The 14,832-nt window shown below is 72.6% G+C and carries 15 protein-coding genes and 1 pseudogene; 7 read left to right on the top strand and 9 right to left on the bottom strand.

The window, feature by feature from the left end:
• Positions 1-1,082 (top strand): trans-sulfuration enzyme family protein (locus ACFFHC_RS04615; protein WP_379803396.1); only part of this gene is annotated, 1,082 nt, incomplete at its 5' end.
• 3 nt (positions 1,083-1,085) lie between these two features.
• Here ACFFHC_RS04615 and ACFFHC_RS04620 read toward each other — a convergent pair.
• Together ACFFHC_RS04620 and topA are read right to left on the bottom strand one after the other, a co-directional pair.
• The gene (locus ACFFHC_RS04620) at positions 1,086-1,889 is read right to left on the bottom strand and encodes a MerR family transcriptional regulator (protein WP_180802199.1); all 804 of its coding nucleotides are present in this window, start codon (positions 1,887-1,889) and stop codon (positions 1,086-1,088) included.
• A gap of 255 nt (positions 1,890-2,144) precedes the next feature.
• Complete coding sequence (gene topA / locus ACFFHC_RS04625) at positions 2,145-5,018, bottom strand: type I DNA topoisomerase (RefSeq protein WP_379803402.1); 2,874 nt, start codon at positions 5,016-5,018, stop codon at positions 2,145-2,147.
• 218 nt (positions 5,019-5,236) lie between these two features.
• Between topA and ACFFHC_RS04630 the strand changes: the two genes are divergently transcribed.
• The 3 genes from ACFFHC_RS04630 to ACFFHC_RS04640 all read left to right on the top strand — a co-directional run bounded on the left by ACFFHC_RS04630 (position 5,237) and on the right by ACFFHC_RS04640 (position 6,697).
• Positions 5,237-5,449: a hypothetical protein gene (locus ACFFHC_RS04630; protein ID WP_141494751.1), complete on the top strand. Its 213-nt coding sequence runs from the start codon at positions 5,237-5,239 to the stop codon at positions 5,447-5,449.
• Between the two features lie 296 nt (positions 5,450-5,745).
• Positions 5,746-6,126 carry a matrixin family metalloprotease gene (locus ACFFHC_RS04635; RefSeq protein WP_379803405.1) on the top strand — a complete coding sequence of 127 codons (381 nt, stop codon included), beginning with the start codon at positions 5,746-5,748 and terminating at the stop codon, positions 6,124-6,126.
• Between the two features lie 85 nt (positions 6,127-6,211).
• Positions 6,212-6,697 (top strand): hypothetical protein, encoded by a 486-nt coding sequence (locus ACFFHC_RS04640; RefSeq protein WP_070705475.1) that lies wholly within the window; start codon positions 6,212-6,214, stop codon positions 6,695-6,697.
• Positions 6,698-6,744: 47 nt separating this feature from the next.
• Here the strand turns inward: ACFFHC_RS04640 and ACFFHC_RS04645 are convergent, their stop codons facing one another.
• From ACFFHC_RS04645 to ACFFHC_RS04665, 5 genes are all read right to left on the bottom strand, one after another.
• A complete protein-coding gene (locus ACFFHC_RS04645) occupies positions 6,745-8,313 on the bottom strand; it encodes a DUF7059 domain-containing protein (RefSeq protein ID WP_379803409.1) in 1,569 nt (522 codons plus the stop codon).
• A gap of 40 nt (positions 8,314-8,353) precedes the next feature.
• On the bottom strand, positions 8,354-8,560 hold the full coding sequence (locus tag ACFFHC_RS04650; RefSeq protein ID WP_379803412.1) for a hypothetical protein: 207 nt from the start codon (positions 8,558-8,560) through the stop codon (positions 8,354-8,356).
• Positions 8,561-8,910: 350 nt separating this feature from the next.
• Positions 8,911-9,450, bottom strand: coding sequence for a hypothetical protein (locus ACFFHC_RS04655; RefSeq protein WP_379803415.1), 540 nt, complete (start codon positions 9,448-9,450; stop codon positions 8,911-8,913).
• A gap of 514 nt (positions 9,451-9,964) precedes the next feature.
• Positions 9,965-10,786 (bottom strand): PIG-L deacetylase family protein, encoded by an 822-nt coding sequence (locus tag ACFFHC_RS04660; RefSeq protein ID WP_379803418.1) that lies wholly within the window; start codon positions 10,784-10,786, stop codon positions 9,965-9,967.
• A gap of 16 nt (positions 10,787-10,802) precedes the next feature.
• Entirely contained in the window at positions 10,803-11,423 is a 621-nt protein-coding gene (locus ACFFHC_RS04665) for a TetR/AcrR family transcriptional regulator (RefSeq protein ID WP_379803421.1), read from the bottom strand.
• Between the two features lie 66 nt (positions 11,424-11,489).
• Here ACFFHC_RS04665 and ACFFHC_RS04670 point away from each other — a divergent pair, with 66 nt between their 5' ends.
• Positions 11,490-12,227, top strand: coding sequence for a GAP family protein (locus ACFFHC_RS04670; protein ID WP_083323467.1), 738 nt, complete (start codon positions 11,490-11,492; stop codon positions 12,225-12,227).
• 62 nt (positions 12,228-12,289) lie between these two features.
• On the opposite strand, the gene ACFFHC_RS04675 is transcribed toward ACFFHC_RS04670, so the two are convergent.
• Complete coding sequence (locus ACFFHC_RS04675) at positions 12,290-12,754, bottom strand: Lrp/AsnC family transcriptional regulator (RefSeq protein ID WP_379803424.1); 465 nt, start codon at positions 12,752-12,754, stop codon at positions 12,290-12,292.
• Positions 12,755-12,901: 147 nt separating this feature from the next.
• On the opposite strand from ACFFHC_RS04675, the pseudogene ACFFHC_RS04680 reads away from it, so the two are divergent.
• Both ACFFHC_RS04680 and ACFFHC_RS04685 read left to right on the top strand, forming a co-directional pair.
• Positions 12,902-13,180, top strand: a pseudogene (locus ACFFHC_RS04680) (LysE family transporter); the annotation flags it as partial.
• Positions 13,181-13,256: 76 nt separating this feature from the next.
• Positions 13,257-13,532, top strand: coding sequence for a hypothetical protein (locus tag ACFFHC_RS04685; protein ID WP_379803427.1), 276 nt, complete (start codon positions 13,257-13,259; stop codon positions 13,530-13,532).
• Between the two features lie 15 nt (positions 13,533-13,547).
• Here ACFFHC_RS04685 and ACFFHC_RS04690 read toward each other — a convergent pair whose 3' ends face one another.
• Positions 13,548-14,819, bottom strand: a complete 1,272-nt coding sequence (locus tag ACFFHC_RS04690; protein WP_379803430.1) for a DUF3137 domain-containing protein — start codon at positions 14,817-14,819, stop codon at positions 13,548-13,550.
• Positions 14,820-14,832 lie beyond the last annotated feature (13 nt).

The following is a 14,832-nucleotide window of genomic DNA, read 5'->3' on the forward strand; positions in this document are numbered from 1 at the left end:
TCTCGAGCACCTCCCCGCTGCCCGACGTGGAGCACGGCGGCGAGGCCTACGAGCAGCTCGCCGGCGGCGGGCGCCCGGGCGAGGGGCACTCTCTGGTCTACCAGCGCCTGTGGAACCCCACCGTCGCCCGGTTCGAGGACGCCCTGGCGGAGCTGGAGCACACCGACGAGGCGGTCGCCTTCGCCTCGGGCATGGCCGCGGTGAGCGCCTCGCTGCTGGCCTGCGTGGCCGCTGGCACGCCCCACGTGGTGGCCGTGCGGCCGCTCTACGGCGGCACCGACCACGTCCTGGGCACCGGCCTGCTGGGCACCGAGGTGACCTGGGCCGAGCCGCACGAGGTGGCCGAGGCCGTCACCGACCGCACCGGGCTGGTGATCTGCGAGACGCCCGGCAACCCCACGCTCGACCTGGTGGACCTGCAGGCCGTGGTGGCCGCCGCCGGCGACGTGCCGGTGCTGGTGGACAACACCTTTGCCACCCCGGTGCTGCAGAACCCCGCCGACCACGGCGTGACCCTGGTGCTGCACTCGCTCACCAAGGCCATCGGCGGCCACGGCGACCTGCTGGGCGGAGCCGTGGCGTGCACGTCCGAGTGGGCGGTCCGCCTGCGCCAGGTGCGCGCAGTGACCGGCGGGCTGCTGGCCCCGCAGGTGGCCTACACGGCGCACCGCGGGCTGCAGACGCTGCCGGTGCGTGTGGAGGCGGCGACCCGCACCGCGCAGGAGGTGGCCGCGTGGCTGGCCGGGCAGCCCCAGGTGGCCGAGGTGCTCTACCCGGGCCTGGCCACCGGTGCCGATGCCGAGCTGGTGGCCCGGCAGATGCGCGGCCCCGGCTCGATGCTCGCCTTCCGTCTGGCCGGCGGGTACGACGCCGCCTCGGCCACGGCGCAGGCCTGCCGCATGATCGTGCACGCGGTGAGCCTGGGCGGGGTGGACACCCTGGTGCAGCACCCCGCGGCCCTCACCCACCGCCCGGTGCCGCCGGACGCCCGCCCCGCCGCGGACGTGCTGCGGCTGTCGGTGGGGCTGGAGTCGTCGGCGGCGATCATCGCCGACCTCGAGCAGGCGCTGGCGCAGGCCTGAGGCTCACGCCTCCAGCCGGTCGGCGTTGGCGGTGTGCGCGTCCCTGGCGTACGCCGCCAAGCCCTCGGCCACGTCCTCGTAGGTCTGCCGGAAGCGCGGGTCGCTGACGTACAGCTCGCCCAGGCCGCGGTGAATCTGCGGGGTGCACTCGTAGAACCAGCGCGTGATGTGCTGGCGGTGGGCCTCGGCGGCGCCCATGGCGCGCTGCGAGGTGGCGGGCTCACCGGCCCGCATCACCGAGGCGAGGTCGGCCAGCAGCTGATCGGCCTCGGTCTTGATGGCCTCCCAGTCGGCCTTCTCGTAGCGCCGCGTGCGCTGCTGGGACTCGGCCCACTGCGGGCTGTCGCCCCAGCGCCGCTCGGACTCGGCCTGGTAGTCGTCCAGGTTGTCGGCGAAGGAGTCGCCGAAGATCTCGCGCTGCTCGGCCCGGCTGATGCGGTAGCCGTGGTTCTCGGTCTCCTGCGGGTGGGTGTTCATCTCGGCCTCCAGTGCCGTGTCGATGGCGTCGAGCAACCCGGTCAGCTGCTCGACCTGTCGGATGACCGCCTCGCGACGCTCCCGCAGCCGGTCGGCGACGCCGCCCCCGTCGGCCACCTGCGCGATCTCCTCCAGGGAGAGGCCCAGGCGCCGCAGGAACACGACCCGCTCGAGGCGGGCCACGTCATCGGCCGTGTACAGCCGGTAGCCGGACCACGACCGGTGCGAGGCACCGGCGAGGCCCACCTGGTCGTAGTGGTGCAGGGTGCGCACCGTCACGCCGAGGTGCTCGGCCACCTGGCCGACCGTCAGGTCGTCGGAATCGGTCATGGCCACCACTGCACCGCCTCACGTCGCGTCAGGGTCAAGTGTGGACCGGCGAGGGTCAGTCCGGAGGTGGCGGCAGGCCACCCGTCCCGGCGGCGGGGCGCGGGGCGGCACGGGAAACCGCCCGCCGCACGGGAAAGGTGCCGGCTGCACAGGAAATTTCCCGTGCGGCCAGCACCTTTCCCGTGCCCGGCGAGCCTTCCCGTGTGGGAAGCCGGACTAGCGGGGCGGATGCGGGCAGGGAGCCCGCCCGGCCGGTCAGGACTTCTTGCGGGTGCCTGCCTTCACGGTGCGGGTGGTGGTGGAGGCCGGCTTCTTGCGCGCGGTCGACTTCCCGGACGACTTGGACGCCGCCTTGCGCACCGGCTTCTTCTTCGGCCCCTCGGCACGCTTCTGCGCGAGCAGCTCGAAGGCCTGCAGCTCCGAGACGTCCTCCGGCCGCATGGAGCGCGGCACGGTCACGTTCGTCTCGCTGTCGGTGATGTAGGGCCCGAAGCGCCCGTCCTTGATGACGACCTTCTTGCCCGAGACCGGGTCCTCGGCGAACTCCGCGAGCGGCGGGTTGGCCGCCGAGCGCCCGCGCCGCTTGGGCTCGGCGTAGATCCTCAGCGCCTCCTCGAGGGTGACGGTGAAGATCTGCTCCTCGCTGGCCAGCGAGCGCGAGTCCGTGCCCTTCTTGAGGTACGGCCCGTAGCGCCCGTTCTGCGCGGTGATCTCGGCGCCGGACTCCGGGTCCGCGCCCACCACCCGCGGCAGCGAGAGGATCCTCAGGGCGTCCTCGAGCGTCACCGTCCGCACGTCCATGGAGGTCAGCAGCGAGCCGGTCCGCGGCTTCACCAGGTCCTTGCCACGGCCGGTGGTCTTCTTGCCCTCGGCCTCGAAGCGCGCCACGTCCTCGTCGGTGAACACCTCGGACACGTACGGGCCGTAGCGGCCCGTCTTGGCCACCACGTCGCGACCCGTCTCCGGGTCCTGCCCGAGCACCCGCCCGTCGGAGGCCGCCTCCGAGAGGTACTGCCGCGCCATCTCGGGCGTCAGCTCGTCCGGCGCGATGTCGTCGGGGATGCTCGCGCGCAGCGGCTTGGCCTCCTCGCCGTCGGCAGCGGATCCGGAGCGGGCCCGGGACACGACCTCGGCCCCCTCGGGCACCTCACCGGTGGCCGGGTCGGTGCCGGCCGGTGCGACCTCCTCGACGTACGGGCCGTAGCGGCCCACGCGCACGACGATGCCGTCGCCGATGTCGATGGTGGACACACCCTTGGCGTCGATCTCGCCCAAGTCCTCCACCAACGCGCGCAGCCCGGCGGCCTGCGTGGCCTCGTCACCGAAGTAGAACCGCTGCAGCCACGCCACGCGGTCCTCCTCCCCGGCGGCGATGCGGTCCAGCCCCTCCTCCATCGAGGCGGTGAAGTCGTAGTCCACCAGGGTGGGGAAGTGCTTCTCCAGCAGGGTGGTCACGGCGAACGCCAGCCAGGTGGGCACCAGCGCGCTGCCCTGCGTGCGCACGTAGCCGCGGTCCTGGATGGTGCCGACCGTCGCGGCGTAGGTGGACGGGCGGCCGATGCCCTTCTCCTCCAGCGCCTTCACCAGCGTGGCCTCGGTGTAGCGCGGCGGCGGAGAGGTCTCGTGGCCCAGCGCCTCCACGCGGGAGGCCTGCAGCGCCTGCCCGGCCGAGAGCTGCGGCAGGCGCGACTCCTTGCCCTTGCCCCCCTCGGCGGGGGTGGCGCCGTAGCGCTCGGCGTCGCGGCCCTCCTCGTAGGCCGCGAGGAAGCCCCGGAAGGTGATGACCGTGCCCGATGCGGTGAGCTCGGCGGCCTGCACGGCCTCGCCGCCCACCTGCACTCCGGCCAGCGGCGCGGCGATGCGCACGGTGGCCGTGGAGCCCTTGGCGTCGGCCATCTGCGAGGCGACCGTGCGCTTCCAGATGAGCTCGTACATGGCGTACTCGCTGCCGCGCAGCTCGCCGGCCACCTGGGCCGGGGTGCGGAAGGTGTCACCGGCCGGGCGGATGGCCTCGTGGGCCTCCTGCGCGCCCTTGGCCTTCTTGCCGTACACGCGCGGGGAGTCCGGCACGTACTCGGCACCGTACAGGTCGCGGGCCTGCTGGCGGGCGGCGGTGATGGCCGACTGCGACAGCGTGGTCGAGTCGGTACGCATGTAGGTGATGTAGCCGTTCTCGTACAGGCGCTGCGCCACGCGCATGGCGTCCTTGGAGCCCAGGCGCAGCTTGCGGCTGGCCTCCTGCTGCAGCGTGGAGGTGATGAACGGCGCCGCGGGCCTGCGGGTGTACGGCTTCTCGCTGACGTCGGAGACGGTGACCTCCGCCGCCTCGATGCCGGCGGCGACGGCCTCGGCATCGGCCTGGCGCAGGTGGGTCACCTGGGCGCCGGACTTGAGCTGACCGGCATCGGTGAAGTCCCGGCCGGTGGCCACGCGGGTGCCGTCGAGGCTGGTGAGGCGGGCGGTGAAGGTGCGGTCGCCGGCCGGCGCGAGATCGGCCTCGACGTCCCAGTAGGCGGCGACCTTGAAGGCCATGCGGGCGCGCTCGCGCTCCACCACCAGACGGGTGGCCACGGACTGCACGCGGCCGGCGGAGAGGCCCTGCTTGACCTTGCGCCAGAGCACCGGGGAGACCTCGTAGCCGTAGAGACGGTCGAGGATGCGGCGCGACTCCTGGGCGTCCACCATGCGGTCGTCGAGGTCGCGGGTGTTGTTCACCGCGGCCTGGATCGCGTCCTTGGTGATCTCGTGGAAGACCATGCGCTTGACCGGCACCTTGGGTTTGAGCGCCTGCAGCAGGTGCCAGGCGATGGCCTCGCCCTCGCGGTCCTCATCGGTGGCCAGGTAGAGCTCGTCGGCCTCCTTGAGGGCCTTGCGCAGCTCGGTGACCTTCTTCTTCTTGTCGGCATCCACCACGTAGTAGGGGTCGAAGCCGTTGTCCACGTCCACGGCGAACTTTCCGTAGGGGCCCTTCTTCATGTCCGCGGGGAGCTCGCTGGGCGTCGGCAGGTCGCGGATGTGACCGACACTGGCCTCCACGCGGTACTCGTCTCCCAGGTACTGGCCGATGGACTTGACCTTGGTGGGCGACTCGACGATGACGAGCTTGCTGCCCTTGGCTGCCGGGGACATGCGACTCCTTCTGCCGACCGGGCGTGCGCTGGAATCGTCAGCGCTCTGCGGCGCCGGGGTCGACGGCGGCCACCGTAGCCCACGACCGCGGGTAGTAGTCGCAGGCCCGGGACCGGCCCAGGGGCACCACGCGCGAGGGCCGGGACGCCTACGAGGTCGCCGCGTCGTCCCGCATTCAGCACCTGACCGCCAACACGTAGGCGATCCTCTCGGCCGAGGTGGGCGACACCTCGCGGCGCAACGCCACGGAGATCGCACACAACACCACAGCGCTGGTGCAGGCCACCGACACCGAGGACGTCCCGGACGCCGCCGCCATCCTGCGGATGCACCGCACCCTGCTGCACGAGGTCGACCCGCGCGCCGGCCACTGGCGCACACGACCGGCTGCGGTCCGGAGATCCGGCCCAAACGGCGGACCTCCGGACTGAAGACGGTCATCTGTGGCCCCGGGCAGCACCCCGCCCCCCTCGGGCTGAGGTGACCACTCGACTGGACGCGGACGCCTGGTCGAACCCCACCACACCCTTGCGCTACTCCGTGTGACGTGTTTCACTCGCGAGACGCGGTTCATTCCAGAGGCATGAGAGGCATGAGAGGCATGCTCGCAGTTGCCGTCGCTGCGGGCAGCGTGAGTGTGACACCGCCCCCCACCACCAATTCCGCCTCCGCCTACGAACACACAGGCTGTTCTTTTCGCACCGACTACCGCTGGCACGTGGATTCTGTGAGTTCGGCCGACGAGCAAGCATGGCGTTCGGCGCTCGTGGACGTGGCCTCCACCGACGTGGACTTCCAACCCGCCCGAGCAGGCATCGAGACGACGGTCAATCTCTATACAAAGAACTATGGGACCACCTCGTGGGACGGGTACGCGAAGTGGTTCAACTGCACCACCTCTGCGGTGGCCTACACGAACCGGGACCACACCCGGTCCTCCTCGAACACCAAGAAGCAGGCCTTGGCGGCCCACGAGATCGGCCACACCGTCGGGCTCGATCACGAGACTGGGTGCGTCATCATGGTCGACAACACAGCAAAGCGCTCCGCCTGCGGCCTCGTGAAGCTCACCACCGACGACCGGAGGGGTATCAATGCGCTCTACTGACACACGTCCTTGGACGGCCGTCGCTGCTGCCACCGCCATCGCTCTGTCCCTGGCTGGGTGCAACGACGCACAGGAGTCCGGCGGCATGGCGGCCGAGACGTCCCCACCCGCCTCCAGTGGAGAGGGAAACGTCGCGGTCAGCAAGGTCGATTCCGCGGAGAGCCTCGCCGACCTGCTCACGGAGTCGGACGCCGTCGTGCAGGCCACGGTGACCTCCACCGAGGACCTGTCCGTCAACGGTGTCGACTTCGTCCGCGCCGAGATGAGGGTCCAGCGCAGCTCCGACCCCACCCTCCGGGGCACGACCATCCACGTGCGCCAAACGGACTTCGGCAATCCGGCCCCGGAGAACATGCCGCGCCTCATGGAGCGGGGCAAGCCCTACCTTCTGGCGCTGCAAGACTTCCAGGGCCCGCAGGAGGTTGATGACGAGTACGTGATCACCTTCGACGAGGGCATCTGGGATGTCGGATCCGGCGCCCCGAAGAACATCGCCACCCAGGACGGCGCCCCCATCCCGGAGCTCGACATCACCGAGAAACAGGCCCAGGAACTCACCGCCCCGGAGTGACCGCACCGCCGCCACAAGGGCACGCGGTCAGGTCGGGCACAGCCCTCTCAGGCGAGGACGAGCAGCCCGTCGGCCACCATGTCGCGGATCACCGGGGCCACCTGCTCGGTGAGCAGCCCGGCATCGGCGTCCGTGAGTACCGCGATGCCGGCGATGCCCTGCCGCAGCGTGAGGTCGCCGTCGCACACCCCCACCAGGCCGGCCACCTCGGAGGAGACCTGGAACGCCCGCCGTAGCCCGCTGCCCTGGCGGATGAGCACCACCTGCGGGTCCGGGTCGCCGGGGTGGGCGAAGTGGTGCTCCACGGTCACGTCCGGCGCGTACTGCCAGTGCGCGTCCAGCAGCTCGTCGCGCGTGTGCTCGGCCAGCCAGGTGCGGGCGCGCACGCCGGCCAGCACCACCTCCCCCATCGCCGGGCCGGTGGTGCCGCGCGCCTCGGTGAGGTCGATCCAGGGCGCGCGGTCGGTCTCGGGCCGGTGCAGCACGATGACGCCGAACCCGATCTCCTCCGTGCCGCGCGCCGCGAAGTCCTCCAGCCACGCGGTGTACATCGCCTCGTACTCCTCCGTACCCGGCGTGTGGCCGCCGTCGCGCGCCCAGGTCTCGGCGTACTGGGCCGGGTCCTGCACCTCGCGCAGCACCACCCACGCATCCACACCTGCCGCCTCGAGCACGGGGCGCAGCCGGTCGCGCCAGCCCTGCCCCTCGCGCACCTCCCAGTTGCCCAGCATCGTGGCGATGCCGCCGGGCGCCAGGCGAGCGGCCACGTCGCCGATCAACCCGGTGGTGATGCCGTCGCCCTCGCCGCCGCCGTCGCGGTACTCGTAGACCGGCACACCATCAGTACGCGGGGTGATCACGAACGGCGGGTTGCTCACCACCAGGTCGAACTGCTCGTCGGCCACGGGCTCGGTGAGCGACCCGAGGCGCAGGTCGAGATCCACCTCGTTGAGCGCACAGGTGAACCGCGCGAACGCCAGGGCCCGTTCGGAGATGTCGGTGGCCACCACCTGCTCGGCATGGGGGCCCAGCAGCAGGGCCTGCACGCCGCACCCGGTGCCCAGGTCCAGGGCGCGGGCCACCTGCGGGCGCGGCGTCCAGCTGGCCAGGGTGGCGCTGGCCCCGCCGATGCCGAGCACGTGGTCGGTCGGCAGGGGGCCGCCGCCGGTGAGCATCTCGGGCAGGTCCGAGGCCACCCACCAGGCGTGGCGCTCGGTGGCGTGCGGGCGCAGGTCGACGGCGGGCAGCACCGCATCGCCCTCGGTGCGCAGCACACCCAGAGCCAGGGCGCCCTCCAGGCCCAGGGTGGGCAGGGCGAGGTCGACCTCCTCGGGGGTGAGCGGCAGACCCAGGCCGAGCAGGCGGGTGAGCAGGGCGACGGGCTCGCGGCGGCCGCGGGTGGCGAGGTCGGCCGGCAGGGGCTGCTCGCGCTCCAGGGCGTCGCTGGCCACCTCGCCGAGGCACGCCCGGATGCCCTCGATGGTGTAGCCGGCCGCCCCCAGGTCGGCGCGCAGCGCGGCGAGCTGCGGGGCCGGGTCCGTGCCGTCCTCGGCCACCAGGCGCGGCGGCGGGACGGGCTGGCGGCGGGCGGCGGGGCTCTGCGCGGGGGTGCTCACGCGGCCATCGTGCCAGCCCGGCCGCCTGCCACCACCTCGGTCAGGACGACGTGGTCACGACGAGGGCCCAGACGGTTCCCTCGGCGACCTGCACCGACACCGTTGGCCGACCCTCGAACTCCTGCCCGGAGATGCCGTACCCCGTGCGCGGCGCCGTGACCAGTTCGTCCGCGCACTGCATCGCACCGACCTCCCGTCCACCGGAACGGAGCACCATCCGTCCCGTACCGACGCAGTCGATCTGCACCCCGTCCCCGTTCTCGAGATGGATCGTGCGTGGCCCTGCCCCGGAGAAGGACCGTCCGACCGACACCACGGACGACGACTGCTCCGCATCCTCACGAACCAGGGCCTCGAGCTGGCGGGGGCGGACCTGCTCGCCCGGAGTCGTGGAGGGCGGCTGGCTGGTCCCCTCGGACGAACTTCGCCCAGGGGATCGGGCGCCAGCCGTCTCCGAGGGACGCTGCTCGGCCGAAGGTGGCACCTGGCTGGAGGTGGGTGCCTGACCCTGCTTCGCAGCCTCCCGGGAATCCCCCTGAGTACACGCAGCAGCCACGAGGAGAGCACTTGCCGCGAGACCGGCCGTCGCGACCCGCTTCACTTCCACGACCTGTTCACCCCCACCTCGTCACGCACCGGGCTGTGGGCCGTACCGGAGCCGGTGGTCCGCCACGTGCAGTCCCCGCCCTGGACCATGCGGCGCCAGGAGTACTTCTGCCCCCAGGACCCCCACTGCATCCAGCCGCCCCTCACGCCACGGGGCACGGTGTCGGACACCGAGAACGTGGTCTGGTTGACCATCTCGACAGCGATGTCGCTCCCATGGGACCGGTTGGCCTCGTAGGCCAGCACCTGGGCGTTGATACCGGCGCTCGAGCCGGACGATGTGCTGTGGCCCGTGGTGACGGCATCTCCCTTGTGCACGGTGATGGTGATCGTCTGCCCCGGCAGGCCCTTGACACGCTCTCCGGGGCCCGGCTTCCAGACCGGCCGAAAGTTGAAGGTGTCGACCTCATAGGTCGTGGGACAGCCCGTGGGCTTCTCATCGCTGGGCACGTGCGCAGCAGAGGCAGTGCCAGGCACCAAGCCCGCAACAACCACAGCGGTGGCAGTAGTAACCCCGATGAAGGTCCTCATGGCATTTTCCTTCCCCCCCCCGGCCGGGGCCGGCGCCCTCGTGAAGCACGGGAGAGGATGTGCACAGACCCTGCTCCCTCCTGCCACACCCGACAACCCCTTCAGGCGCATCTTGGGAGAGTTGTGACCAACGGCGGCATGCGACACCGCGCACGCTGGAACAGGATCCGGCGCCAGAGCATGATAAGTGCCATGCCCAGCGACGCCCCGCACACCGAGAACCCGTGACTGGCATGCCCGCCATCCGGCTCCACGGCGTCCCCGAGCAGCTGAGACAGACCCTCATCGCGAGGGCCACGACTCGGGGCCTATCCCTCAACGACTACCTCGTGGGTGAGTCGGGAAGGGTCTCCGAGCACCCTGCCCGGCAGGAGCTCCTGCGTCGCATCCGGGCACGCGGGACCCAACGCCTCCCTCCGGCAGCGGACCTCCTCGTCACCGAACGCCCACATCTGTGACGCCCGGCGTCGGGCTCACCGCACCGGACGTCGCCGTCCCCCCTGAGCCGGACGGCTCACTCCCACCAGCGCGCGGCCACCATGCCCGGCTCCCGCCCGGGCTCGATGTAGAACTCCGTGCCGAACCACGCCGCGAACGCCTCCTCGGGCAGCGCCAGCATGAACCCCACGTCGTTGGTCTGGCTGGCGTGGCACTCCAGCGCGGCGCGCTTCACCGGCAGCTGGTCGGTCACGTCGACCTCCCAGTGGATGAACGCCTCCGGCTCGCCGAACGGGTTGCCGTCGTCCGCCGGGGCGTCGGGGTCCATCGCCTCCAGCCCCAGCGCCTTGGCGCGCTCGGCACCGGCCCGCATGCGGTCGCGGTTCATGGTGCTCTCCAGCAGGCGCGGGCGGCGCTCGGCGGCGTCGGCCGCCAGGTGCGCCACCCGGTGGGCCTTCACGTGGTCGGGGTGGCCGTAGCCGCCGTGCCAGTCGTAGGTCACCAGCACGTCGGCGTCCTCCGCGTCGAGCACCGCGGCCAGCTTCTGGGCCGCTACGGCCGGGTCGGCGCTGTGGAAGGAGGTCTCGTGCGCGTTCTGCTCCCACCCGGTCATGCCCGAGTCGGTGTAGCCCAGCCAGTGCACGGCCTGCGCACCGGTCACCTCCGCGGACGCCTCGGCCTCGGCGCGGCGCCGGTCCACCACGGTCTCGCCGGGGGCCAGGTCGCCGGGGGCCACCCCGTGGTCGCCGTTGGTGCCGTAGACCACCACCACGCGGTGCCCGGCATCGGCCAGGAGGCGCATGGTGCCGGAGGTCTGGGAGGCCTCGTCGTCGGGGTGGGCGTGGAGGAAGACGACGGTCAGCGGGGCGCTCTGGCTCGATGCGGTCACACGCCCCATGGTCCCACGGGACACCTCACGCACCGGCCCGCGCGGCGACTCCCTCCAGCGCGCGGGCCAGCACGTCGCGCTGCACGGCGGCGTCCACCTCGCCCGGCACCAGAAAGCCGGCAATCGTGAGGCCGTCGACCACCGCGTGCACGCCCGGCACCTCCACCTCGGCGGTGGCGGGCAGGGCGGTGTCAGGGTCGGGCGGGGCGGGCAGGTCGAGCACGTCGGCCAGGGCCAGGCGCACCATCCACCGCTCGCCGCGCCAGGCGTCGGTGGCCGCCGGCGCCAACCGCTCGTCGGTGCGCCCGCCCGCCACGAACTCCAGGTAGGTGGCCACCTCGCGGCGCCGCTCGTCGTCCAGCGGGAGCAGCTGCTCGAGGGTGGCCCGCGCGCGCTCGGGCCCGGGCCCCTGCTCGGCACGCAGCTGCACCACCCGTGCGCCGATGCGGTCGCCCATCTCGGCCATGACGAATGCCAGCAGCTCGTGCTGGGCGGAGAAGTAGTGCCGCACCGCGCCGGGCGACCAGCCCACCTCCGCGGCGACGGCGCGCACCGAGGCGGCGTGCAGCCCCTCGCGGGCGACCAGCGCGTACACGGCGTCGGCCAGGGCGGCGCGGCGGGCGGCGTGGTCGGCGAGGCGGGGCATGGCCCCATCATGCCACGGAAACAACACAGGTGTGTTGACAACGCCACGGACCCCACCCCAGACTGCATGGCAACACACCTGTACTTCCAAGGAGTGATGATGGACGCCGGCAGCCACCTGGCCCTCGCTGGGCTCGCCCTGCTCGACAGCACCAGCTTCGGCACCCTCGTGCTGCCCGTGATCGCCCTGCTCGCCCACCCCCGCGCCGGCGGCCGCGTCGTGGCCCACCTGGCAGTGATGGCCGTCTTCTACTGGCTGCTCGGCGTGGCCCTCCTGCTCGGCGGCCAGCAGGCCCTCGCGAGCCTCGGCGGCTGGCCCGACTGGACCCGGCACCCCGCCACGTGGGTGGCCGGCGGCATCGCCCTGGTGGGCCTCAGCTACGTGCTCGACGGCACCGTCGCCCTCCCGGGCCCGTGGGCCGAGCGCGCCCGCCGCAGCAAGGAGTGGATGCGCCACGCCCTCGGACCCGATGCCGGGGCGCGCACCGTCGCGGGGATCGCCCTGGCCGCCGGGCTCGTGGAGGCCGCCTCGATGCTGCCCTACCTGGGCGCCCTCGGGATGCTGCTCGGCTCGGACCTTCCCACCGTCGGCCGACTGGGAACCCTTGCCGCCTACTGCCTGGTGATGGTGGCACCCGGCCTGCTGCTGGTGGCGGCACGCACGGCCCTCGGTCGCCGGGCCGACGGCCCGCTCGGGCGCATCGGCAGCTGGCTCGACCGCCGGGCCGGCACCGAGATGGCCTGGGTGGTGGGCATCATCGGCGTGGTGCTGGCCCTCAATGGGGCCGCGCGCCTCATGGCCTGAGGCCGCGGGTCACCAGCCACCCCGAGCGACCGGCCGCGTGCGTGGACCCGTGGTGGGGTGCCTCACCGGCCCAGGTCGGTGGGGTACGGCCGGTCGGCCACGAAGGTCTTGAGCACCAGGGTCGAGGTGAGGCGCTGCACCCCGGGCAGCGAGGAGAGCACGTCGTCCTGCAGGCGCGCGTAGGCGTCGAGGTCCTCCGTGCGGACGCGCAGCAGGTAGTCGGGGTCACCGAAGAGGCGCTGCGCCTGCAGCACCGTGGGGATGCCGGCCACCGCCTCCTCGAAGGCCAGCAGGGTGGCCCGGTCCTCCTGCCCCATGGTCACGAACACCAGGGCCTCGAAGCCCAGCCCCAGCGCCCGCGGGTCGACGCTCGCCCGGTACCCGGTGATGGCCCCGCAGGCCTCCAGGTCCTTCAGCCGGCGGTGGGTCGGGGAGACCGTGAGGCCCACGCGCTGACCGAGCTCGGTGACACTCAGTCGTCCATCCACCTGCAGTTCGGCAAGGATCTTGCGGTCAAGTGCGTCCATGGTTGCTGATTCTTCTACGGACAACCGAACGCACAGCCGATTCGGGCAGCACATTCTGCCGTTTCTCACCTATCGTCCCGCTCGCCGGCCGGGATCCGCCGCCGGACGGGGCTCGTGGAGGAGGACGGCGTGGAACTGGGACTGGTCATGGGGTTCGCGGCGATCGCGCTCACCCTCATCGCGGTGCCCGGCCCGGACTGGGCGTACGTCCTCAGCGCCTCGCTGCGGGACCGCGTGGTGGCCCCCGCCGTGGGCGGCCTCGCGCTCGGCTACGTGCTGATCACCGCCGTCGTGGCCGTGGGGGTGGGCCCGCTGCTCGCCGAGGCCCCGCTCGCACTGGTGGCCCTCACGGTCGGCGGGGCCGGGTACCTCGTCCTGCTCGGCGTGCGCACGCTGCGCAGCACGACGGGCCCCGCAGGACCGGAGGGGCAGGTGATGGCCACCGGCCCCCTCGGCTACATCTCGCGCGGCATGGCCGTGAGCGGCCTCAACCCCCAAGGCCATGCTGCTGTTCCTGTCGATCCTCCCCCAGTTCACCAACCCGGCACAGTCCTGGTCGCTCCCCGCACAGCTGGCCGCCCTGGGCCTGGTGCACGTGGTCATCAGCGGGGTGTTCTACCTCGCCCTCGGCTCGGCCGCGGGGCGCGTGCTGGGTTCCCGCCCCGGTGCCGCCCAGGCCACCACCCGGCTGGCCGGGATCGCCATGATCGCCGTGGGCGTCGGTCTGCTCGGCGAGCGCCTCCTGGAGGCCGTCCGCGCCGGGGGCGTCGTCGTCTGAGGCGGCCGGTCCCCCTCAGCGGCGCGAGCTCAGCGCCTGTCGGACGAGCTGTAGGACGACCAGCCCGCCGGCCACCACGATGAGGACCTTGGGCCCCAGGGGGAACCCGCCCTCGTCGCTGAAGACCGGCACGCGCCCGCTGGAGACGAAGAAGACCCACCCGGCGAAGAGCACCACCGGGAGGAGGGCCCCCAGCCGGGAGAGCCCGCCACGGCGACGCGGCGCCACGGCCTCCGGCTCGGTCGACAGGCCCGATGCGACCGTCATCGGCTGCGCGGAGCCGACGGATGCCGCCTCCTGGGCGCCATGGCCACCGGCCACCTCCTCCGGCCACGCGCCGGCCACGCCCGCCACCTGCAGCACGTCGTTGAGCTCGCCGGCGATGCGCTCCAGGTCCTGGCGCACCTCGGCCCGGGAGCCCAGGTCCAGGTCGAACAGGTCGCGCTGCAGGTCCAGCGCCAGGAAAAGCTGGCCGTCCACCGCCCGGAGGGCGAGGTCACCCTGGTGGCGGTGGGCCAGAGCCGCCAGGTGCTGCTGCACCGTGGGTGTGAGCAGGTAGTAGGCCTGCTGGGGGTCGGTGGCCTCCACGCGGAACCAGTCGGAGAACGCGGGGTTCTCCATCGCCAGGCCCCGGCCCCCGAGGAGGCGACTGCCCCCGGTGAAGCCCGCCCGCGAGTGCGGTGAGACCCGCACCTCGCCGCGGACCGCGCGGGCCAGCGGCAGCCAGGCCACGAGACCCCGGAAGATCTGCACGGTCTCGCGGTCCTCCCCCGACCCCTGCTGCTCGGTGATGCGGTACTCGCACACGGCGAGCGACCTGCCGGCCACCACGCCGGTGACCGACTCGCCGCAGTGCACGGAGTCGCCGGTGTCCACGATGCCGGCGTCGCGGAGCAGCCGCTCGTCGGCCGCCCCGAGCTGGAGGTGGCCCCCGGTGGTGCCGTGGAGGCGGTCCACCTCGCTCGCCCAGGAGGACAGCACCGGCTGCACCAGCTCGGCATCGGCCCGCTCACGGAACGGCCGTGCCCGGCGGGACCGGACCGCGTTGAACAGGAACGCCGCACCCGCCACGACCACCACGGCCGCGATGAAGAGGGGCACCGAGGTGCTCATGGGCACCACGCCGAGCATCCCCAGCAGGTGCACCACGATCACCGGGACCATCACCAGGGGCAGCCACCGCTTGACCAGCGCGGTCGACCGGCCGAGGCGGTCACGCTCCTCCCGGAAGGCCTCGGGGTCCACCCCGGCGGTGTCGACGACGGTGGCGGGGTCGGGTTGGCGCACGGTGCTCCTCCCT

The organism is Kytococcus schroeteri, assembly GCF_042433515.1.
Classification (GTDB): Bacteria; Actinomycetota; Actinomycetes; order Actinomycetales; family Dermatophilaceae; genus Kytococcus; species Kytococcus schroeteri.